This window comes from Methylomonas paludis, from assembly GCF_018734325.1.
Lineage (GTDB): Bacteria > Pseudomonadota > Gammaproteobacteria > Methylococcales > Methylomonadaceae > Methylomonas > Methylomonas paludis.
Window position 1 is genome coordinate 3,351,381 of sequence record NZ_CP073754.1, and the last position, 21,259, is coordinate 3,372,639.

20 protein-coding genes are annotated in these 21,259 nt (G+C 49.7%); 12 read left to right on the top strand and 8 right to left on the bottom strand.

Annotation, left to right across the window (positions count from 1 at the left end):
- Positions 1 to 167 precede the first annotated feature (167 nt).
- The 5 genes from pqqA (at position 168) to pqqE (ending at position 3,379) form a co-directional block, all read left to right on the top strand.
- Complete coding sequence (gene pqqA, locus KEF85_RS15285; protein WP_054760176.1) at positions 168 to 242, top strand: pyrroloquinoline quinone precursor peptide PqqA; 75 nt, start codon at positions 168 to 170, stop codon at positions 240 to 242.
- A gap of 107 nt (positions 243 to 349) precedes the next feature.
- Positions 350 to 1,261, top strand: a complete 912-nt coding sequence (gene pqqB / locus KEF85_RS15290) for a pyrroloquinoline quinone biosynthesis protein PqqB (protein ID WP_215582054.1) — start codon at positions 350 to 352, stop codon at positions 1,259 to 1,261.
- Between the two features lie 11 nt (positions 1,262 to 1,272).
- Positions 1,273 to 2,007, top strand: coding sequence for a pyrroloquinoline-quinone synthase PqqC (gene pqqC / locus KEF85_RS15295; RefSeq protein ID WP_215582056.1), 735 nt, complete (start codon positions 1,273 to 1,275; stop codon positions 2,005 to 2,007).
- Positions 2,008 to 2,280, top strand: coding sequence for a pyrroloquinoline quinone biosynthesis peptide chaperone PqqD (gene pqqD / locus KEF85_RS15300; protein ID WP_215582058.1), 273 nt, complete (start codon positions 2,008 to 2,010; stop codon positions 2,278 to 2,280). It begins immediately after the preceding gene.
- On the top strand, positions 2,258 to 3,379 hold the full coding sequence (pqqE, locus tag KEF85_RS15305; protein WP_215582060.1) for a pyrroloquinoline quinone biosynthesis protein PqqE: 1,122 nt from the start codon (positions 2,258 to 2,260) through the stop codon (positions 3,377 to 3,379). The genes pqqD and pqqE overlap by 23 nt, the downstream gene beginning before the upstream one ends.
- A gap of 70 nt (positions 3,380 to 3,449) precedes the next feature.
- Here the strand turns inward: pqqE and KEF85_RS15310 are convergent, their stop codons facing one another.
- On the bottom strand, positions 3,450 to 3,887 hold the full coding sequence (locus KEF85_RS15310) for a hypothetical protein (RefSeq protein ID WP_215582061.1): 438 nt from the start codon (positions 3,885 to 3,887) through the stop codon (positions 3,450 to 3,452).
- A gap of 428 nt (positions 3,888 to 4,315) precedes the next feature.
- Between KEF85_RS15310 and hemB the strand changes: the two genes are divergently transcribed.
- From hemB to KEF85_RS15340, 6 genes are all read left to right on the top strand, one after another.
- Positions 4,316 to 5,332 (top strand): porphobilinogen synthase, encoded by a 1,017-nt coding sequence (gene hemB / locus KEF85_RS15315; protein ID WP_215582063.1) that lies wholly within the window; start codon positions 4,316 to 4,318, stop codon positions 5,330 to 5,332.
- 12 nt (positions 5,333 to 5,344) lie between these two features.
- A complete protein-coding gene (aroE, locus tag KEF85_RS15320) occupies positions 5,345 to 6,187 on the top strand; it encodes a shikimate dehydrogenase (RefSeq protein ID WP_215582065.1) in 843 nt (280 codons plus the stop codon).
- Between the two features lie 113 nt (positions 6,188 to 6,300).
- On the top strand, positions 6,301 to 8,340 hold the full coding sequence (prlC, locus tag KEF85_RS15325; protein ID WP_215582068.1) for an oligopeptidase A: 2,040 nt from the start codon (positions 6,301 to 6,303) through the stop codon (positions 8,338 to 8,340).
- 35 nt (positions 8,341 to 8,375) lie between these two features.
- On the top strand, positions 8,376 to 8,663 hold the full coding sequence (locus KEF85_RS15330; protein WP_215582069.1) for a hypothetical protein: 288 nt from the start codon (positions 8,376 to 8,378) through the stop codon (positions 8,661 to 8,663).
- A 68-nt stretch (positions 8,664 to 8,731) separates the two neighbouring features.
- Positions 8,732 to 10,192 (top strand): 4-hydroxy-3-polyprenylbenzoate decarboxylase, encoded by a 1,461-nt coding sequence (gene ubiD / locus KEF85_RS15335; RefSeq protein ID WP_215582070.1) that lies wholly within the window; start codon positions 8,732 to 8,734, stop codon positions 10,190 to 10,192.
- 35 nt (positions 10,193 to 10,227) lie between these two features.
- On the top strand, positions 10,228 to 11,010 hold the full coding sequence (locus tag KEF85_RS15340) for a sulfite exporter TauE/SafE family protein (RefSeq protein ID WP_215582071.1): 783 nt from the start codon (positions 10,228 to 10,230) through the stop codon (positions 11,008 to 11,010).
- A gap of 204 nt (positions 11,011 to 11,214) precedes the next feature.
- Here the strand turns inward: KEF85_RS15340 and lpdA are convergent, their stop codons facing one another.
- From lpdA to KEF85_RS15360, 4 genes are all read right to left on the bottom strand, one after another.
- The gene (lpdA, locus tag KEF85_RS15345) at positions 11,215 to 12,633 is read right to left on the bottom strand and encodes a dihydrolipoyl dehydrogenase (protein ID WP_215582072.1); all 1,419 of its coding nucleotides are present in this window, start codon (positions 12,631 to 12,633) and stop codon (positions 11,215 to 11,217) included.
- A gap of 10 nt (positions 12,634 to 12,643) precedes the next feature.
- Complete coding sequence (gene aceF / locus KEF85_RS15350) at positions 12,644 to 13,957, bottom strand: dihydrolipoyllysine-residue acetyltransferase (protein ID WP_215582073.1); 1,314 nt, start codon at positions 13,955 to 13,957, stop codon at positions 12,644 to 12,646.
- Between the two features lie 13 nt (positions 13,958 to 13,970).
- A complete protein-coding gene (gene aceE, locus KEF85_RS15355; RefSeq protein ID WP_215582074.1) occupies positions 13,971 to 16,649 on the bottom strand; it encodes a pyruvate dehydrogenase (acetyl-transferring), homodimeric type in 2,679 nt (892 codons plus the stop codon).
- Between the two features lie 143 nt (positions 16,650 to 16,792).
- The gene (locus KEF85_RS15360; RefSeq protein ID WP_215582076.1) at positions 16,793 to 18,388 is read right to left on the bottom strand and encodes a protein adenylyltransferase SelO; all 1,596 of its coding nucleotides are present in this window, start codon (positions 18,386 to 18,388) and stop codon (positions 16,793 to 16,795) included.
- 132 nt (positions 18,389 to 18,520) lie between these two features.
- Here KEF85_RS15360 and bamE point away from each other — a divergent pair, with 132 nt between their 5' ends.
- The gene (gene bamE / locus KEF85_RS15365) at positions 18,521 to 18,865 is read left to right on the top strand and encodes an outer membrane protein assembly factor BamE domain-containing protein (RefSeq protein ID WP_215582078.1); all 345 of its coding nucleotides are present in this window, start codon (positions 18,521 to 18,523) and stop codon (positions 18,863 to 18,865) included.
- Positions 18,866 to 18,894: 29 nt separating this feature from the next.
- Here bamE and pyrE read toward each other — a convergent pair whose 3' ends face one another.
- The 3 genes from pyrE to KEF85_RS15380 all read right to left on the bottom strand — a co-directional run bounded on the left by pyrE (position 18,895) and on the right by KEF85_RS15380 (position 21,227).
- The gene (gene pyrE, locus KEF85_RS15370; RefSeq protein WP_215582080.1) at positions 18,895 to 19,533 is read right to left on the bottom strand and encodes an orotate phosphoribosyltransferase; all 639 of its coding nucleotides are present in this window, start codon (positions 19,531 to 19,533) and stop codon (positions 18,895 to 18,897) included.
- 112 nt (positions 19,534 to 19,645) lie between these two features.
- The gene (gene hemW, locus KEF85_RS15375; RefSeq protein WP_215582083.1) at positions 19,646 to 20,803 is read right to left on the bottom strand and encodes a radical SAM family heme chaperone HemW; all 1,158 of its coding nucleotides are present in this window, start codon (positions 20,801 to 20,803) and stop codon (positions 19,646 to 19,648) included.
- Entirely contained in the window at positions 20,787 to 21,227 is a 441-nt protein-coding gene (locus KEF85_RS15380; RefSeq protein WP_215582085.1) for a VOC family protein, read from the bottom strand. The genes hemW and KEF85_RS15380 overlap by 17 nt, the downstream gene beginning before the upstream one ends.
- Positions 21,228 to 21,259: the final 32 nt, after the last annotated feature.

Sequence of the window (21,259 nt, forward strand, 5' to 3'; positions counted from 1 at the left end):
AATCAACAATAAATTCAAAGCCTACCCCTGAAAAATAGCCGGTAATCCCTATTGCAATGTTTTTATCAAATCGTTACCTTGCACAAAAAAAAACTTCATCGTATACTTGAGTGCAGCTTTCTTTATCAAGCTAGCACATTACAATAAACCTTTTGGAGGGTATGACAATGAAATGGGAAACACCTGCTTACAACGACATGCGTTTTGGCTTCGAAGTCACCATGTACATCTACAATCGTTAATCCCTGGTGATTAACGTAAAAAAGGGGCATATTCCTGCCCCTTTTTTTTGCCTGAAGGTTTTTAATCCCGTATCATTCGCCGCTCATTTATCTGCACCCCAACCAATATGAAAATTAGAGTTCTCGGCGCCGGCGCCGGCGGCGGCTTTCCTCAGTGGAACTGCAATTGCAATAACTGCCGACGCTTGCGTAGTGGCGAGCTTAACGGCAAAGCCCGTACCCAGTCATCCATCGCCATTAGTACCGATAACCGTAACTGGCTGTTGTTCAATACTTCGCCGGATATCCGTAGTCAACTGGAAGCTTTTCCGGATATACAACCCCGGGAAGGCATTCGCGATACGGGTATTAAAGCGATTATTCTGATTGATAGCCAAATTGACCATACTACCGGCATGCTGATGCTGCGCGAGGGCAAACCTTTACAGGTTTATTGTACCGAAATGGTGAAACAGGATCTGACCAGCGGTTTTCCGCTGTTCACGATGCTCAAGGATTACTGCACTGTCGATCATCATGCCATAGCCCCTGACGGCAGCAGCTTCACTATTCCTGAGATAGCAGATATCCGCATCTATGCCCATGCATTGAAAAGTAAAGCGCCTCCCTATTCACCGCACCGCCATGACCCGCATGACGGCGATAATATCGGAGTCATCGTCGAGCAGATATCCACCGGTAAAAAACTTTATTATTCTCCAGGTCTGGGCGAAATAGAACCTCATGTACTGGCCGCCATGCTGAGTGTTGACTGCCTGATGGTTGATGGTACTTTCTGGACTGACGATGAAATGTGCCGGCAAAATATCAGCCATAAAAAAGCCAGGGAAATCGGCCACTTGCCGCAGTCCGGCCCTGGTGGCATGATAGAAGTGTTAAATGGTGTGCAAAATGCTCGCAAGATTTTGATTCACATCAACAACACCAATCCGATTCTGGACGAAGATTCCCCGGAGCGTAAGACCCTGGATGCCGCCGGCATTGAAGTGGCTTATGATGGTTTGGAAATTGACTTATAAAAAGGTGTGAAATGAGCTGCTGTGATAATCAACCCTGGTCTCGTGACGAATTTGAAGCCAAACTGCGGGGGATGGAAAAGTATTACCATATCCATCACCCTATGCATGTCTTGATGAATGAAGGCAAGCTGAATAAGCAACAATTACAAGGCTGGGTGGCCAACCGGTTTTATTATCAGGTAATGATTCCGATCAAGGACGCCAATATCATGGCCAATTGCCCGGATCGGGAAACTCGGGCGAAATGGGTGCAGCGTATTCTGGATCATGACGGCCATCCCGGCGATTCCGGCGGCATTGAAGCTTGGATACAGTTAGGCATAGCTGTGGGCCTCAGCCGGGAAGAAATTACTTCTTTGCAGCATGTGCTGCCCGGAGTACGCTTTGCCGTAGATGCTTATGTCAATTTTGCCCGCCGCGCTGAATGGCACGAAGCGGCCAGCTCGTCGCTGACTGAATTGTTTGCCCCCAAGATACACCAGCAACGCCTGGATAACTGGCCTGATGTTTACCCATGGGTAGATCAGGAGGGCTATACTTATTTTCGCAAACGCCTCACGGAAGCACGCCGGGATGTGGAGCATGGCTTGGCACTGACCCTGGACTGGTATCAAACCCGCGCCCAACAGGAGCGCATGCTGGATATATTGAAATTCAAGCTGAACGTGTTGTGGAGCATGGCCGACGCCATTTACCTGGCCTATGTGGCCGAGATGCCGCCCTATTTTAATATTCAGGATCATTAAATGGCTATAGACCCGCACCTGCCCATCGGCTTTTCTCCGCTCCACCGCCTGCAATGGGAAGAAGCTCAGCAAAAACACGTGATTCTCTACCCGGAAGGTATGGTGGAGTTGAACCAAAGCTCTGCCGAGATACTCAAACTCTGCGACGGCAGCCTGGTGTTAGCGGAAATTGTCAGTAAACTGGAAGAAAAGTTTGCTACCACTGGCCTGACCAATGACATTACTCATTTTCTGAACATAGCATTCCAAAATGGCTGGATCAAACAATCCTAACATCACTTCGCCGCGCTGGTTACTGGCTGAACTTAGCTATAAATGCCCTTTACAGTGCCCGTATTGCTCGAATCCGCTGGATTACGCCAAATATTCGACAGAGCTTAGCACTGAAGACTGGAAACGGGTTCTGGCCCAAGCCCGAAAAATGGGCGCAGTACAGCTGGGTTTTTCCGGTGGCGAACCTCTGACGCGTCCGGATTTGGTCGAGCTGGTGGCTTATGCCCGGGAATTGGGTTATTACTCGAATTTGATTACCTCCGGTTACGGTCTGAACGAAGCCAAAATTGTGGAATTGAAACAGGCCGGCCTGGATCATATTCAAGTCAGCATCCAGGCCAGTAGCCAGGAGTTGAATGACCATCTGGCCGGCACTACCAGTTACCAACACAAACAGGAAGTCGCCAGGCTGGTAAAAAAACACGGTTATCCGATGGTGTTATGTGTGGTGATACACCGGCAAAACATTCACCAAATGCCGGAAATTCTGGCAATGGCGGAAAACCTGGGTGCCGATTATCTGGAACTGGCCAATACCCAGTATTACGGCTGGGCTCACCTGAATCGTGACGCATTACTGCCTAGCCGGGAGCAATTCAGCAAAGCTGAAAAAATTGCCCAGGACTACAAGGATAAAGTTGCCGGCAAAATGAAGATTTATTATGTGGTGCCGGATTATTACGAAGACCGACCTAAAGCCTGTATGAATGGTTGGGGCACTACCTTTCTAACCATAGCCCCGGATGGCACCGCCTTACCCTGCCACTCGGCGCGGGAATTACCTGGACTGGATTGCCCGAATGTTAAGGATTTCAGTATTGAGCAAATCTGGCATGAATCCAAAACCTTTAATTTCTTTCGCGGTACGGATTGGATGCAGGAGCCTTGCCGGAGTTGTGACGAAAAGCTTAAAGACTTTGGCGGCTGCCGCTGTCAGGCTTATTTGTTTAATAACGATATATACAGTACTGACCCGGTTTGCAGTAAGTCCCCACAACGCAGCCGGATAGATGCGGCGATTGCTTCTGCAGAAAAAAACGCCGCTCAAACAGAGCAACCGCTGATTTTCCGCAACAGCAAAAATTCCAAGGCCTTCTAGGATTGCCCGGCAGGCCTTGATTTCCGGCTAGCCGACCACAGCTAATACTGAGTCGGCGCAGATTGGAGGCTTATTCCGGTGTTAAGCCAGTCAAGCCTTCGATATTCCAATTTTCAAAGTTTGCGGCACCGGCTAAATCGTCGCCATTGGCGTACTGAATCCGGCACACATAATGATGCGTGGCAGCGGGGGCATCTTTGGGGGTAATTTCGACATCGGCATTAACGATATATTCATAATTGCCCAGACTCCAGACATTGGTAGGCTGGCCGGCAAATACCACCGACTGATCTTCATCCAGATCATTCTTGAGATAGGTATTGCAATGAGAAAATGCTGTTGCCGTCATATCATTGCTGATCGCCATCGGGTTAGCGGCATCTTTGCTGTCAACCAGAAATAAGTCGGATGCTGCGATTTCATACATAAACGGCAGGAAAAATTTGATTTGCAAGGCCAGCAATGCCGCCAAACAAATGACAAATAGAATAATGGTTTTTTTGTTCATAAAAGATAGTGTCGTTTTTTATAATAATGAAAGTTGACAATAGGTATTTAGCATAGATCAGAATACTCGAAAACGGAATAAGTCTTTGATAGCTAATTAAGTTCCGCCAAACGGCTTTTTGGTCTGCGGCCAGAACAAGCGTATGATAAATCAAATCCGCCCCATAGCCTGCACTGACTGCAAATTTTTTGTTATATCGGCAATCCGTTTTTCATGCCCTAGTCATTCATTCCTTTGTGTTTTGTGTCCATTTAAAACCTGCTCAGGTACGGCAAAATTCAAAATTAGGCTACCAGCTTAATCGGAATTGTCGAGTTACAAAGCGATTGGTATAGAATAGCCAGCCGATGAGACCATTGCAGCCTGCTAGTTTAGGCCAATCTGCGGTTCTACACCGAATATCTGCCCAACCCACTCATAGGTACTCTATGGATAAAACCCCATTAGCCCCCGGTTTTCCGGCCAACCGCCCCCGCAGAATGCGCTACCAGGATTTTTCCCGGCGGCTGATGCGTGAAAACCGTCTGTCCAGCGATGATTTGATTTGTCCTGTATTTGTGATAGAAGGCCAAGGGCAGCAGGAAAATATCGCTTCCATGCCAGGTGTGAGCCGACTGAGTATTGATTTACTGCTGAAAGAAGCTGAAGCCCTGCTCAAACTCGGCGTTCCGGCAATTGCCCTATTTCCGGTGATAGACCCCAGTCAAAAATCGGATACAGCGGCAGCGGCTTTCGACCCGAACGGTCTGGCTCAGCGTTGCGTCAGAAAGCTGAAAACAGAATTTCCGGAACTGGGCATTATTACCGACATTGCTCTGGATCCTTATACTTCTCACGGTCAGGATGGCTTAATCGATAGCAACGGTTATGTGCTTAACGACGAGACTGTGGCCGTTTTGTGCCAACAGGCCTTGTCTCATGCCGAAGCAGGCGCGGATATTGTTGCCCCCTCCGACATGATGGATGGTCGCATCGGCGCGATTAGAAGTACACTGGAAACTCATGGTTTTATCAATACCCGCATTCTGGCTTATTCGGCCAAATATGCTTCCAGTTTTTACGGGCCATTCCGTGATGCGGTCGGCTCGGCTGCCAATCTGGGTTCAGGCAATAAATACAGCTATCAGATGGACCCGGCCAATTCGGATGAGGCTTTGACGGAAATTGCCCTGGATTTACAGGAAGGTGCGGATATGATTATGGTTAAACCCGGCATGCCTTATCTGGACATTATCCGCCGCGCCAAAGACCGGTTTGGGGTACCCACTTTTGCGTATCAGGTCAGCGGCGAATATGCCATGCTCAAGGCGGCAGCACTGAATGGCTGGCTGGATGAGAAGCAGGTGGTTCTGGAGTCTTTATTGGCTTTTAAACGAGCCGGCAGCGATGCCGTTTTAACTTATTACGCCAAAGCGGCTGCGCAATGGCTGCAAGAATCTCGCTAACCTGGCCTGAACATGACATTCACTGATCAATATGCCGTGTTTGGCCACCCTATCAGCCACAGTAAATCACCGCGCATCCAACAATTATTTGCCATTCAAACCGGACAAAACCTGGAATATACTGCCCAGGATGTCAGTCCTGAGCAATTTAGCGAGCGGGTTAAGGCTTTTTTTGGCGACGGCGGCAAAGGTTTGAACTGTACGGTACCGTTAAAAGAACTGGCCTGGCAATTTGCGGATCAGTTGAGCGAACGGGCCAAACTGGCCAAGGCCGTCAATACCCTGGCTGTGCAGGCAGACGGCAGTATTTTGGGTGAGAACACAGACGGTATTGGTCTGGTCAACGACTTGACCGGCAATCATCAGATCAGCTTAAACAGCAAACGCTTGCTGATTTTGGGGGCCGGCGGCGCCAGTCGCGGCATTATTGGCCCTTTGCTGGCATGCCATCCCGCCAGTCTGATTATCGTCAATCGCACCGCCGGCAAGGCTGAAACTATTGCCGGCGAATTTGCCGGGATCGGCAACATCAGCAGTTGCGTTTATGATGAGCTACCGAATCAGCAATTTGATCTGGTCATCAACGCTACTTCGGCCAGCCTCAGCGCTGAGTTACCACCGCTACCCGACGGATTGCTGGCTGAACACGGCAGTTGTTATGACTTGGCTTATGCTAACCAGCCTACTGCATTTGTAAAATGGGGCCACACCCAACAGGCTGTTCATAGTCTGGATGGCTTAGGCATGTTGGTGGAACAGGCGGCGGAAGCGTTTTTTATCTGGCGCGGTATTCGTCCGCAAACGGCCGATATTATTGCGCTGTTAAACAATGAGCGGCAGATTCATGCAAACTGAGCTGAAGATGGTAAACTCAAAACCAGGGTAGCGGTTGAGCCGACTACCACTATTTTATAAACCCCAGGCTAGCACTGGACTCAATGTATTCCGAACTCTAAGCATTAATCGCCATGACCAACCCATTACTGGAAGATACCCAATTACCGCAATTTTCCAAAATTCGCCCGGAACATGTTGAACCGGCTATTGATCAGCTGTTAACTGCGGCCAGACAGACCATCGCCGAACTGACCGCCACTGGCGGCCCTTACAGCTGGGATAATCTGGTAGCACCGCTGGATGATGCTGAAGATAGGCTGAACCGGGCCTGGTCGCCGGTCAGTCATCTGAATGCCGTATTAAATAGTGAGGGGTTACGCTCTGCCTATACTGCCTGCCTGGAAAAGCTCAGTGAGTACGGCACCGAAGTCGGTCAAAATCGGGATTTGTATCTGGCCTATCAAGCTATCCATGACAGTGCCGAGTTTGCCGGCCTGGAACGCGCCCAGCAAAAAATCATTAGCAATGCCTTACGTGATTTTCATTTATCCGGTGTGGATTTGCCTGCCGAGCAACAGGCGCGTTACAAAGAAATCAGTCAACAACTTTCTGCGCTGGGTAGTCAGTACGAAAATAATCTGCTGGATGCCACCAATGCCTGGCATAAACATATTATCGATAGCGATGAGCTGGCCGGCTTGCCGGAATCGGCACTGGCCCAGGCCAAACAGAGCGCTGAAGCAGAGGGCAAAACCGGCTGGTTATTGAGTTTGCAGTTTCCGTCCTATCTGGCCGTGATGACTTACGCCGATAACCGCGAGCTGCGTCATGAACTGTATCGGGCTTTTAGCACCCGCGCCTCAGACCAAGGACCAAATGCCGGTACCTGGGATAATTCGGCACTGATGGAGAATATTCTGGCGCTACGCCACGAAAAAGCCCAATTGCTGGGTTTTAACAATTTTGCCGAATATTCTCTGGCCACCAAAATGGCGGACAGCACCACCAGCGTGGTGAGTTTTCTGGAAGATCTGGCTGATCGCTCTTGGCGGCAGGCACGCCGTGATCTGGCGGAATTGAAAGATTTTGCTGCTGCCGAATACGGCAATCACGATGTTCAAGCCTGGGATATTGGCTATTATTCGGAAAAAATGCGTCAACATTTTTACCAGCTTTCTCAGGAGGAAGTTCGCGCCTATTTTCCCAGCCCTAAAGTCATCGCCGGTTTGTTCAGTATCGTCAAGCAGTTGTTTGGCCTGGAAATCACCGCGATCAGCGATTTCGATACCTGGCATCCTGACGTGGGCTTTTATCAGATTACTGATCAGCACGGCCAGTTACGCGGCCATTTTTATCTGGATTTGTTCGCGCGCAGCAAAAAACGCGGCGGCGCCTGGATGGATGATTGCGCGAGCCGGCGCAAGACTGCCAAAGGTATTCAAACCCCGGTGGCCTATCTGGTCTGCAATTTTACTCCACCTACCGGCGATGTTCCGGCCTTGTTGAGCCATGATGAAGTGCAAACGCTGTTTCATGAATTTGGTCATGGTCTGCACCACATGCTGACCCAAATTGATTACAGCGGGGTTTCTGGTATTAATGGGGTGGAATGGGATGCCGTGGAACTGCCCAGCCAGTTCATGGAAAACTGGTGCTGGGAAAAACCAGCCCTGGCCTTACTCTCGGCGCATTATCAAACCGGGGAACCGTTGCCGGATACCCTGTTCGAAAAAATGCTGGCGGCCAAAAACTTCCAGGCCGGGATGCAGATGGTCAGACAGATTGAGTTCAGCCTGTTTGATTTTAAAATCCATCAAGACTACGACCCCACCAGAGGCGGCCGGATTTACCCGACCTTACACCAAATCCGCGAGCAGGTGGCGGTAGTGAAAGTACCGGATTTCAACCGGTTTGCCCACAGTTTTTCGCATATATTTGCCGGGGGTTATGCAGCCGGCTATTACAGTTACAAATGGGCGGAAGTGTTGTCCAGTGATGCTTTTTCCTTATTTGAAGAGAATGGTATTTTTGACCGCGCTACCGGCGAATCTTTTCTGCACAATATTCTTGAGCAGGGCGGCAGCAGCGAGGCTATGACCTTGTTTAAAAATTTCCGTGGCCGCGAACCGAATATCGATGCCTTGTTAAGACACAATGGCATAGCCGCCTGAGGAAATCAGTTAAACCCAAGCATAAAGGAGTTTGCATGAAAAACTGCCCAAAATGTGGCCAAGCCCGGCAAGGCGAGCTGTTCAAATGCCCAAGCTGTGATGTATTTTATTCACAAATTGATGAAATCCTTTATGAAGAGCAGTTATTGCTGGAAAAACATACCGTTAAAGGCCTGATCAAGAAAGTACTGGCGGCGCCAGACCGGAGTCAGGCCTTACGTAGCGAATTAAGCTCTATCTGGAAAAATACGCCCTGGCAAACCAAAATCAGTTTATGGACAATTTTTGCGTTTGTGTTTGCCCTGATAGTCACGGTCTTGTAACGATACGGCCTTTTGCCACGATTTTTGCCCAATTCTGCTCCGGTACGCCAAGCACACCATGAAATATCATGAAATATAAAGATTTAAGAGATTTTATCGCCCAACTGGAAAAACAGGGTGAATTGAAACGCATTACGGCCGAAGTTGATCCTTATCTGGAAATGACGGAAATTTGTGACCGGGTGTTAAAGCAGGCCGGGCCGGCGCTGTTGTTTGAAAATCCGAAAAATGCCAATATTCCGGTGTTGGCCAATTTGTTCGGCACGCCGAAACGGGTGGCGATGGGAATGGGGGCGCAGGATGTATCTGAATTGCGCGGTATCGGCGAATTGCTGGCTTACCTGAAAGAACCGGAACCACCGCGCGGCATGAGAGATGCGTTTGAAAAATTGCCGGTGTTCAAGCAGGTGTTAAACATGACGCCCAAGCTGGTGGGTTCTGCGCCCTGTCAGGAACTGACCCGCATAGGCAGTGAAATTGATCTGGGCGATTATCCGATTCAGACCTGCTGGCCGGAAGATGCGGCACCGCTGATCACCTGGCCGCTGGTGATTACCAAAGGCCCGCACAAGGAACGCCAAAATCTGGGTATTTACCGTCAACAGGTGATCGGCAAAAATAAGCTGATCATGCGCTGGCTGACCCATCGCGGCGGTGCGCTGGATTTTCGGGAATGGCAGATTGCTCATCCCGGCAAGCCGTTTCCAGTAGCCGTGGCGCTGGGCGCTGATCCGGCGACGATATTGGCTGCGGTGACGCCGGTGCCGGACACTTTGTCAGAATATGGCTTTGCCGGTTTGCTGCGCGGTTCAAAAACCGAAGTGGTAAAATGCCAGACCAATGATCTGCAAGTGCCGGCCAGTGCGGAAATTGTGCTGGAAGGATTTATTTATCCAGGCGAAACGGCACCGGAAGGGCCTTATGGCGATCATACCGGTTACTATAATGAGGTGGATGAGTTTCCGGTGTTTACCATCGAGCGTATCACCCAGCGCCAGGCCCCGATTTATCACAGCACGTATACAGGCCGGCCACCGGATGAACCGGCAATTTTGGGGGTAGCCCTGAATGAAGTGTTTGTACCGATTTTACAAAAACAGTTTCCGGAAATTATTGATTTTTATTTGCCGCCGGAAGGCTGTTCTTACCGAATGGCAGTGATCAGTATGAAAAAACAATATGCCGGCCATGCCAAACGGGTAATGTTGGGCACTTGGTCTTATTTGCGCCAGTTCATGTACACCAAGTTTGTGATCGTGGTGGATGATGATATTAATGTGCGTAACTGGCAGGATGTGATCTGGGCCATCACCACCCGGATGGATCCAGCCCGGGATTTGACTATCCTGGAAAACACGCCTATCGATTATCTGGATTTTGCTTCGCCGGTATCCGGCCTGGGGTCTAAAGTTGGTTTTGATGCCACCAATAAATGGCCGGGAGAAACCAACCGGGAATGGGGGCGGCCTATTGTGATGCGCGACGATGTGATTAAAAAAGTCGATGCGATGTGGGCTGATTTATTTTGATTAATGTTTGCCTGAGTGTCTGAAATACTGCTGCCATGTCTATACTCGGTTTTGAGTTGCCCCTCAACTTTGCGCATCATCCCCTCAGTGAGTTATTGCTGATCGCACTGGCTGGACTTTATGCCGGCACCCAGAACACTCTGGCGGGTGGAGGGTCTTTCATTACTTTTCCCACCTTGTTACTAGCCGGTCTGAATCCGCTGGCGGCCAATATTACCTCGACGATTGCGCTGTATCCGAATCAGATTACCTCGGCTTTAGCGGGGCGTAAACTGGCCGGAGGTGTGAATAAACTCAGCCTGGGCCAGTTATTCAGCCTCAGTATAGCCGGAGGCATCACAGGTGCGTTGCTATTGCTGAATACGCCGGTGAGTATTTTTGCCAAATTGGTGCCCTGGCTGGTGCTGGTCGCCACTTTGATTTTCTGCTGGGGTAGTTTTCGGCGTAAATCGCTGCATTCCAGCCGGGTTCCCACGCCGGTATTAGCTTTGATTCAGTTTGTGATCGGTATTTATGGCGGCTATTTCGGCGGCGGTATCGGTATTTTGATGCTGGCGGCGTTGACCATAGCCGGTCAACAGGTGCGCACCGCTACGGCCACCAAGAATGTGTTGGCTATGGCTATGAATACGTCTGCGGTGGGTCTGTTTGCTTTTTCCAGCCAGATTGACTGGTTGGCGGCAGTGGCTTTAGCGATAGGCGGCATAGCTGGTGGTTTAACCGGAAGTTGGCTGGTGCATCGTCTGCCGGAAAAAATTATGCGCGGCTTTGTGGTGGTGGTGGGATTTGGTTTGACGGGCTGGCTGTTCTGGCGTTAGTGCCGATTTTGGTTGGGCCGACGACAGGCCCGGACTGCTATCGGGGCCTGTTTTTTAAACGCATTGGGCTCTAGGCGTATCTCAGCAGATTGGCCAAAAAACGCGATATGATGCTGCGAAAGCCGTTTGGTCAAATCACTTATCAGCCAACACCTCGATTCCGCTATGCTTCATCGAGGCTACGGAGTACACGGAGTACTTAGATTATTTCTTGATGTACAGGTCGGTAATGGTGCCTTCTATCATCTCGGCAGCAAAGGCCAGCGTTTCAGACAGACTGGGGTGCGGATGGATGGTCAGGCTCAGATCTTCGGCATCGGCACCCATTTCCAGGGCCAGCACCGCTTCGGCTATCAGTTCCCCGGCACTGGGGCCGACGATGCCTGCCCCCAGGATACGACCGGTTTCTTTGTCGGTAATCAGTTTGGTCAGACCTTCGCTACGCCCCATACTCAATGAGCGACCGCTGGCGGCCCACGGGAAGGTGGCTTTTTCGTAGGCGATGCCTTGCTGTTTGGCCTGTGTTTCGGTCAAGCCCATCCAGGCCACTTCCGGGTCGGTGTAGGCGACGCCCGGGATGGTCAAAGCGTCAAATCCGACTTTCAGGCCGCTGATGGCTTCTGCGGCAATTTTACCTTCGTGGGCGGCTTTATGCGCCAGCATCGGGTTGCCGACGATATCGCCAATGGCGTGTATATGGCTGATATTGGTGCGCAGTTGCTTGTCCACCGGGATAAAACCAGCTTCATCAACAAACACCCCGGCAGCTTCGGCATTGATCAGCTTGCCATTTGGTCGGCGGCCAACAGCCACCAGTACCGCATCAAATACTTCGGATTCCGGTGCCGATTTGCCTTCAAAACTGACTTTCAGACCGGCATCAGTAGCTTCGATAGCCTGTACTTTGGTCTCCAGCCACAGGTTGTCGTATTGTTTTTTGATGCGACGCTGGAGCGGGGTGACAATGTCTTTGTCACAGCCGGGTATGATTTGATCCTGCAGCTCTACTACGCTGATTTTGGAGCCCAGGGCATGATAGACCGTGGCCATTTCCAGGCCGATAATGCCGCCACCGACAATTAGCAGCTTCTCGGGTATGGTTTGCAGTTCCAGTGCATCGGTGGAGTCCCATAAGCGCGGATCGTCATTGGGAAATACCGGGATTTTGGTCGGATGGGAACCGGCGGCAATAATGGCTTTATCAAAATTGATGGTTTGCTCGCCATCGGCGCTAGTAACTTGCAGGCTGTTGGCCGAGACAAATTTGCCGACCCCATTGACCAGGGTAATATTGCGTTGTTTTACCAATCTGGCCAGTCCCTGATTCAGGCCTTGGGAAACGCTTTGTTTCCAGGCTCTGATCTTATCCAGATCGATAGCCGGCTTGGCAAAGCTGACGCCGTGCGCTGAAAAATCTTCGGCTTCATGAATCACCAGCGCCACATGCAGCAAGGCTTTGGAGGGAATACAGCCCACATTCAGACACACCCCGCCCAAAACCGGATAGCGCTCGACCAGAGTGACTTTCAGACCCAGATCAGCCGCACGAAAAGCGGCGGTATAACCACCAGGACCACCGCCCAGCACTAACACTTCAGTTTGAATTGTAGAGTTACTTGACATGCGCCTTCTCCTAAAGTAACAGGCGACGAATATCGCTGAGATTATTTTTTAGTGCTTCCATAAAACGGGCACCTTCGGCACCGTCGATAACACGATGATCATAGGTAATATCCAGAGGTAACATCAGTTTGGGTTCAAAGCTGGTGCCATTCCAGACCGGCTGAATTTTGGAGCGGGTGACGCCCAGTATCGCCACTTCCGGCGCATTGACGATAGGGGTAAAGGCTGTGCCGCCGATACCGCCCAGACTGGAAATGGTCATACAACCGCCCTGCATGTCGGCCGGCTTCAATTTGCCCAGTCTGGCCAGTTCACTTTTTTCTGCCAGTTCGCTGGACAACTGAAAAATCCCTTTTTTATCGACATCGCGTATCACCGGCACCACCAGACCATTTGGTGTGTCTACAGCGATACCGATATGATAGTAATGTTTAAAAATTTGTTTCTCACCATCTGCAGACAAAGAGCTGTTGAAGGCCGGGTATTTTTGCAAGGCCGCCACCAGCGCTTTGATAATGAATACCAAGCCGGTGAGTTTAACGGCCTCTTTGCCTAATCCGGCATTGACACTTTTACGAAACTCTTCCATGCCGCCAATATCCACTTCGTCGTGGTAAGTCACCAGCGGCAAATTCAACCAGACTCTGGTCAGATTTTGGCCGGTCAGCCGCTTGATTTTGCTTAAGGGCTTTTCTTCTATCTCGCCGAATTGTGAGAAATCGACAGCGGGTATGGCTGGTATGCCGGCACTACCGCCATTACTAACACCACTGCTGGCCGCTGTGACAATTTGCTTGACGAAATTTTTAACATCGTCCTGCAAAATTCGGCCTTTACGGCCACTGCCTTTGACAATTTTACTTAGGTCAACGCCCAGTTCTCTGGCAAACAGCCGTACACTGGGGGTAGCATGAGGTTTATGCTCGTTATCACCCGTCACTTCTGCAGATACGGGGCCAAGCGCTACGGCAGGTAGTGCCGGCGCAACTTCGACTTTGGCCGGTTCGGCTGCAATCTTGGTTTCAACCACCGCTGCCGGCTCAGGGGCGACAGCCGCTGGCGCAGGAGCAGCGGGGGCGGCATCATTGACTTCCAAGGTAACGATTAGGGTGCCTTCCGCTACTTTGTCACCAACCTTGATGTGTACCTGTTTGACTTTACCGGCAGCACTGGACGGCAAGTCCATAGTGGCCTTGTCGGTTTCCATTACTGCCAGGGTTTGCTCTGCGACTACATCGTCACCAGGCTTGATGAGAACATCAATGATATCAATATCGGCGACATTACCCAGATCAGGTACTTTTACTTCGATTAAAACACTCATAGGGTACTTTCCGTTAAATCAACCAAGGGGAGGTTGCTTCTGGGTTTATATTATATTTTGCTATGGCAGCCTCAAGTTTGGCGGCCTGGAATTCACCATTTTTGACCAAGCTGTACAAGGCGGCCACCGTGACATGGTAACGGTCAACCTCAAAAAACTTGCGTAGATTGGCGCGGGTGTCGGAACGGCCAAAACCGTCGGTGCCCAAGACCAAATAAGGTTTGTTGAAATAAGGCCGGATTTGCTCGGCAAAGGCGCGATTGTAATCTGTTGCCGCAATCACTGGACCTTTGCTGGCAGCCAGACAATGTTCAACATGGGGGATGCGTGGTTTTTCGCTAGGATGCAGACGATTCCAACGTTCACAGCTTTGGCCATCGCGCCCCAGTTCGGTGAAACTTGGACAGCTCCACAAATCGGCTTCTACACCCCAATCTTCCTGTAACAACTTGGCGGCGGCAATCACTTCGATAAAGATGGTACCGGAACCCAATAGTTGTACGCGCGGTTTTTTGCTGTTGGGTGCCGCTTTAAACGAATACATGCCTTTGAGAATATCCGCTTCTATACCGGCAGGCATGGCAGGCTGTTCATAATTTTCATTCATCAGGGTGATGTAATAAAAAATATCTTCCTGCTCAACATACATGCGCCGCAAACCATCCTGGATAATCACCGCCAGTTCGCAGCCGAAGGTGGGGTCGTAGGAATAACAATTGGGTACGGTAGCCGACATTAAATGACTATGGCCATCTTCATGCTGCAAGCCTTCGCCGTTCAAGGTGGTTCTGCCGGCAGTACCGCCCAGCAAAAAGCCTCTGGTGCGTTGGTCGGCAGCGGCCCAGATCAGATCGCCGACCCGCTGAAAACCAAACATCGAATAATAGATAAAAAACGGGATCATCGGTACGCCGTGCGTGGAATAGGCGGTACCTGCAGCAATCCAGTCGCATAGACCGCCTGCTTCGTTAATGCCTTCCTGCAGCACCTGGCCGTGCTTGTCTTCCTTGTAAAACATCAGTTGTTCGGCATCCTGGGGAGTATATAACTGACCGACCTGCGACCAGATACCCAGTTGTCTGAACATGCCTTCCATACCAAAGGTACGCGATTCATCGGGCACGATGGGCACAATGCGATTGCCTATCTGTTTATCCTTGACCAGGATGTTGAGGATACGCACAAAAGCCATGGTAGTGGAAATTTCGTGGCCTTCGCCAGTGCCTTCCAGCAAGGCTTTGAAGGCGCTCAGGCCCGGCACTTCCAAGGCGTAGGATTTGGCGCGACGTGCAGGCAGATATCCACCCAGATCGGCCCGGCGCTGTTGCATATATTTGAGTTCTTCAGATTCTTCGCTAAAGCGCAAATAGGGCAGATTTGCCAATTCATCATCGCTGACCGGCAGTTGATAACGATCACGGATATGTTTGATGGATTCCGAGCTCATCTTTTTCTGCTGATGGCTGGTATTCTGAGCTTGACCGGAATCTCCCATGCCATAACCTTTAATGGTTTTAGCCAGAATTACGGTGGGCTGACCACGATGATTAACGGCGGCTTGATAGGCGGCAAAAACTTTTATGGTGTCATGACCACCGCGGTTTAATTCCCAGATGTCATGATCGGTATAATCTTTAACCAGTTCCTGCAGTTCCGGGGTATTGAAGAAGCGTTCACGCACATAGGCACCGTCTTTGGACTTAAAGGTCTGATAATCGCCATCCACGCATTCCATCATGCGTTTCACCACCAAACCTTTTTTATCCCTGGCTAAAATCGGATCCCAACGCCGGCCCCAAATAACTTTGATAACATTCCAGTTGGCGCCACGGAAATTGCTTTCCAGTTCTTGAATGATTTTGCCGTTACCCCTTACCGGACCATCCAGACGTTGTAAATTGCAGTTAACCACAAATATCAGGTTATCCAGTTTTTCCCGGCCGGCCATACCAATGGCACCCAAGGTTTCCGGCTCGTCGGTTTCGCCGTCACCCAGAAATGCCCAGACTTTACGGCCTTCGATATTGGCCAGACCACGCCCATGCATGTAACGCATGAATCTGGCCTGATAGATAGCCATAATTGGCCCTAAGCCCATTGATACTGTTGGGAATTGCCAGAAATCCGGCATCAACCAAGGATGCGGATAGGATGATAGGCCGTTACCGCCGACTTCCTGACGAAAATTGTCTAATTGATCGGCAGTCAGACGGCCTTGCAAAAAGGCCTGGGCATAGGTTCCGGGCGCGGAATGTCCTTGTGAAAAAATCATGTCGCCACCATGAGTGTCGGTAGCGGCATGCCAGAAGTGATTTTGCCCGACATCATACAAAGTGACCGCTGAGGCAAAACTGGCAATATGCCCACCAACATTGGTGTATTTGTTGGCTCTTAACACCATCATCATGGCATTCCAGCGCACATAGGAGCGTATGGTCCGTTCCAGATCGGAATTGCCGGGGAAATTGGGCTGTTTATCGACTGGGATGCTATTTATATACGGGGTGGACGCTGAGAAGGGAATATCTGAGCCTGATTGCCGGGCGGTACTGACTAATTTTTCGATTAAAAATCCGGCACGAACACTACCTTCTTTTTGAATGACTGCCTCAAGGGATTCTATCCATTCTCTGGTTTCGTCTGGATCAATGTCGTGAGTTCCGTTAACCTCTGTATTTAAGCTATTGTTCATTACGGTGCCTGATAAAAATCGTTGGACAAACTATAAAAAGGATACCTGAAATAGTGGCATTGAGCATGTTTTTTTCAGATATACCCGGTTTAAAATGATGCTGAAGCCTTAGGTCTATTTTGCTGTATCCACTGGGCTGGTTTTCATGAGCTACAAGACAACATTGAACAGCCGGCACGATGTTTTGCCCAGTCGGGGCGCTTGCCGGTAAAGTGATGTTTGCCTATCTGTTCCTGGTATGGATGTCGCAATATTTCCAGTAACTCCGCCACCAAACCATAATCGCCCTGCTCGGCCTGATCGATAGCTTGCTGGGCCAGATAGTTACGCAGTACATATAAGGGATTGACGGCATTCATGGCGGTGCGGCGCTGGTGATCCGGCCAGGCATCCTGGCGTAATCGCGCCTGATAGCTGCGTAACCATAGACCTGCCAAGGCCTGGTTTTCATCAGTGAGGGTCTGATAACTGCATTCTTCTAGCCAATTAAAAAATCGGCTATCGTCACTGTCGGCATTGAAATTTGCCAATCCCCGATAAAACAGGGTCATATCAACCTCAGCAAGTTGTAGCAGCTTAGCCAAATCGTCGATCAAGACTGGGTCAGTTTCGATATTAAATGCCTGTAACCCCAGTTTGGCAGCCATCATATTTTGCCAACCCTGCTCAAATCGGGCGGTATAAACGCTTAAGGCCTGTTGTAATGGTTCCGCACGTTTGACTAAAGGGTAAATGGCGTTAGCAAGCTGAACCAGATTCCAGTAGGCAATTTTGGGCTGATTGCCAAACCGATAACGTCGACCCTGAGCATCGGTGGTATTGGGAGTCCATTCCGGATCATAATTTTCCAGCCAACCATAGGGACCGTAATCGATGGTTAAGCCGAGTATGGACATATTGTCGGTATTCATGACGCCATGAACAAATCCCACTCGCTGCCAATGGACGATCATATCGGCTGTTTTTTGACAAACATCAGCAAACCACTCTAGATAAGCGGCACTTCCTGATGCCTGAATATGGGGGAAATCGGTGCGGATGGTGTAGTCAGCCAGTTGTTTCAGGGATTGCAAATCATCCCGGGCGGTAAATATTTGGAAACTGCCGAAGCGGGTAAAGGATGGTGCCACCCGACAGACTATGGCACCGGGTTCGAGCTGCGGGTTGCCATCATAAAACATATCGCGCCGCACTTGTTCGCCGCTGAGCACGATGCTTAACGCTCGGGTGGTTGGCACACCTAAATGGTGCATGGCTTCGCTACATAAAAACTCACGAATGGAAGACCTTAACACCGCTAAACCATCTGCACTGCGCGAATATGGTGTTAACCCTGCACCTTTTAGTTGCAAAGTCAGATATTCGCCTTGGCGATTGACTACCTCACCCAGATTGATGGCGCGACCATCACCCAGTTGTCCGGCCCAGTGTCCGAATTGGTGTCCGCCATAACAACTGGCGTAGGGCTGCATACCTGTGGTCAAGCGATTGCCGGCAAACACGGCGGCAAAATCGGCAGATGTGCAAATTTCCGGGGTTAAATCCAGTTTTTCGGCCATTTCCGCAGAAAAAGCGACTAAATGCGGGCGCCGAACCTGGGTTGGGCTTACCCATGAATAACAGGCTTGATAGACTTGACGGCGATAATTATCCGGTTCAGGGTCACCCGGCAGCTCACGCACAAAACGGTTATCAAAATGCAAAGCGTCCAGCGGCAAATTATCAGCCTGAACTGTCATGGAATTTTTACCAAAAAAGTTGTATACAGTATAAAAACTATGCAAGATTCATGACAATAAGCGATCGGGCAAAAACTAATCCGGGTTTATTGTGTTTATAATACCTATTTTATCTGGCAAGCAGGCAAAATCATGAGCAAGCGTTTCTTAAATCATCGTTTTAAAGCGGCAAAACTAAGTTCTATTTTATTGCTTGGCAGCATAGCCTTAACGCAGTTAAACGGCTGTTTTACTGTCGGTCAGGAGTTTGCGGCCAGCCGGGTGCCGGATATTAAAATCGGTCAAACCCGTAAACAAGACATCTCGGATTTGTTCGGCACCCCCTGGCGCACCGGACTTGAAGATGGTCGTCCAACCTGGACATACGGAATTTATAAATATTCGGTGTTTGGCACTAATGACACTCAGGATTTATTAATCCGTTTTGATAGCCAAGGCATTGTGCGCTCTTATACTTTTAGCTCTACGCATAAATAAGCAACTAAAGGCTCTGGGTCAGACTCAAGTTAAATCCCATATTGCTGCCGATAGGCATGAATGATGGGCAGCTTTTCACTGTCGGGTTCATTGAGCTGGATATAGCTTATGATTTCAGCCAGAGAAATAATGGCGATGACCGGAATATTGTATTGGCGGGTTACTTCCTGTACTGCTGACAATTCGGTTTCGCCTTTTTCCTGGCGGTCAAGCGCAATTAAGACACCTGCTACGCTGGCCCCGGCCGCCGAGATGATTTGAATAGACTCGCGTACTGAGGTGCCGGCAGTAATGACATCGTCAATTATCAGCACCTTGCCTTGTAATGGTGCGCCGACCAGTACTCCGCCTTCACCATGATCTTTGGCCTCTTTGCGGTTAAAGGCAAAAGGAATATCGGCTTTAAGCTGGGAATAAGCAATAGCGGTACCTGCCGCCAGAGGGATGCCTTTGTAAGCCGGACCGTAGAGGACATCGACTTCCAGTCCTGAAGCAATCAAGGCTTGGGCATAAAACTGTCCCAGTTTATCAAGCTGGGCTCCGGTGCTAAACAAACCGGTGTTAAAAAAATAGGGGCTGATCCGGCCGGATTTCAATTTGAATTGGCCGAATTTCAGCACACCATTTTCTAGGGCATATTGTATAAACTGGTGTTGATACTCAAACATTACGGATTTTCCCGAAAATTTAGGCTTGTATTATACCCGGATTATTAGCCGTAAGCAGGTTGCTTGTGTCGATTAATTTGCGGAATTTTTGCCGGATTTTCCGCATCGGCTATCAATCGACAAATTTTTCCAGAATTAAATCCAGAAAATCCCAGCCCTGGGCGGAACAGGCGATGGTTTGTTGGTATTCATAGAGTAAATTTTGTTGCAAACACTCAGACAAGCCAGGTTCCAGGCTGGTTTTTTGCAGGCCCGTGAGCTGTTGATAAGCTGGGACGGAAAAACCCTTAACCAAGCGCAAATGATTCATCATGAACTCAAGCGGCAATTGCGCCAAGGCGATGGCCTGCAGTTGGGTGTGATCCGGTTGTTGCATATATAAATCAGGATGTTTTGGCTTGATGGTGCGGATAATATTATCCGGAATTGCCAAGCTGATTTTGCCGTGCGCTCCGGCACCTATACCCAGATAATCCCCGAACTGCCAATAATGACGGTTGTGCCGACATTGAAAATCAGTCTGGGCGTAGGCAGAAATTTCATATTGCTGATAGCCATACGCAGCCAACAGTTGTTGGCCGGCCTTCTGCAGACTATAAATTAAATCGTCTTCCGGCAGTCTGGGCGGGTATTTATGAAAATAGGTATTCGGTTCCAGCGTCAATTGGTAAAAGGAGATATGCTGGGGCTGTAAGTCTATTGCGGCTTGCACGTCTTGCAAGGCCTCAATTTCGGTTTGCTCAGGTAAGCCAAACATCAAATCCAGATTGATATTGGTAAAACCGGCGGCACGGGCTATTGCCACTGCTGAGATGGCTTCGTGCGAGTTATGTACCCGACCTAGTTTTTTTAAATGGGCATCATTGAAGCTCTGAATACCAATAGACAGCCGATTAATTCCCAGCGCCCGAAACTCTCGAAACTTTTCACTTTCGAAGCTGCCGGGATTAGCTTCCAGGGTAATTTCACAATCATCGGCAAGCACTAGTAATTGCCTGATTTCCCGTAACAGTCTGTCCAGGCTCTCCGCTGCAAACAGGCTTGGAGTACCGCCACCCATGAAAATACTCTGGATAGGGCGCGGCGCGACCAGCAAACTCAATTGCTGGCGCAAATCGGTTAATAAAGCATCAATATAGCGTTGTTCAGGTATGCCGGATTTTGCTTCATGGGAATTAAAATCGCAATACGGACATTTCCTGATACACCAGGGAAAATGAATATACAGGCTAAGTGGGGACAATGCAGCGCTTTTACCAGGTTCCGACATTTGCCATTGATGCCCAGGGTTCCTGAACAGGCAGAGCCTGACCTTTTTGTAACAGTTCTATGGAAATTTGATCGGGGGAGCGAATAAACGCCATCCAGCCATCCCGCGGTGGCCGTAATAAGGTGACACCCTGATCGAGCAAGTTTTGGCAAAAGCTGTAGATATTCTCAACTTCATAAGCCAAATGGCCAAAATTGCGCCCGCCGGTGTAGTCTTCAGTATCCCAGTTATAGGTTAATTCCAGCAGGGGTGCCTGATTTTGGCCGGCCTGGGCCAAATCGGCGGGTGCGGCCAGATAAACCAGGGTGTAACGCCCGGTGCTGTTGTCTATGCGTTTGACTTCTGCCAGCCCGAGGATGCGCTGATAAAATGCCAGAGATTCGTCGAGATTTTTAACTCTGATCATGGTGTGTAAGTAACGCATAGGGCTGGTCCTGAACAATGGCGATGAAGATG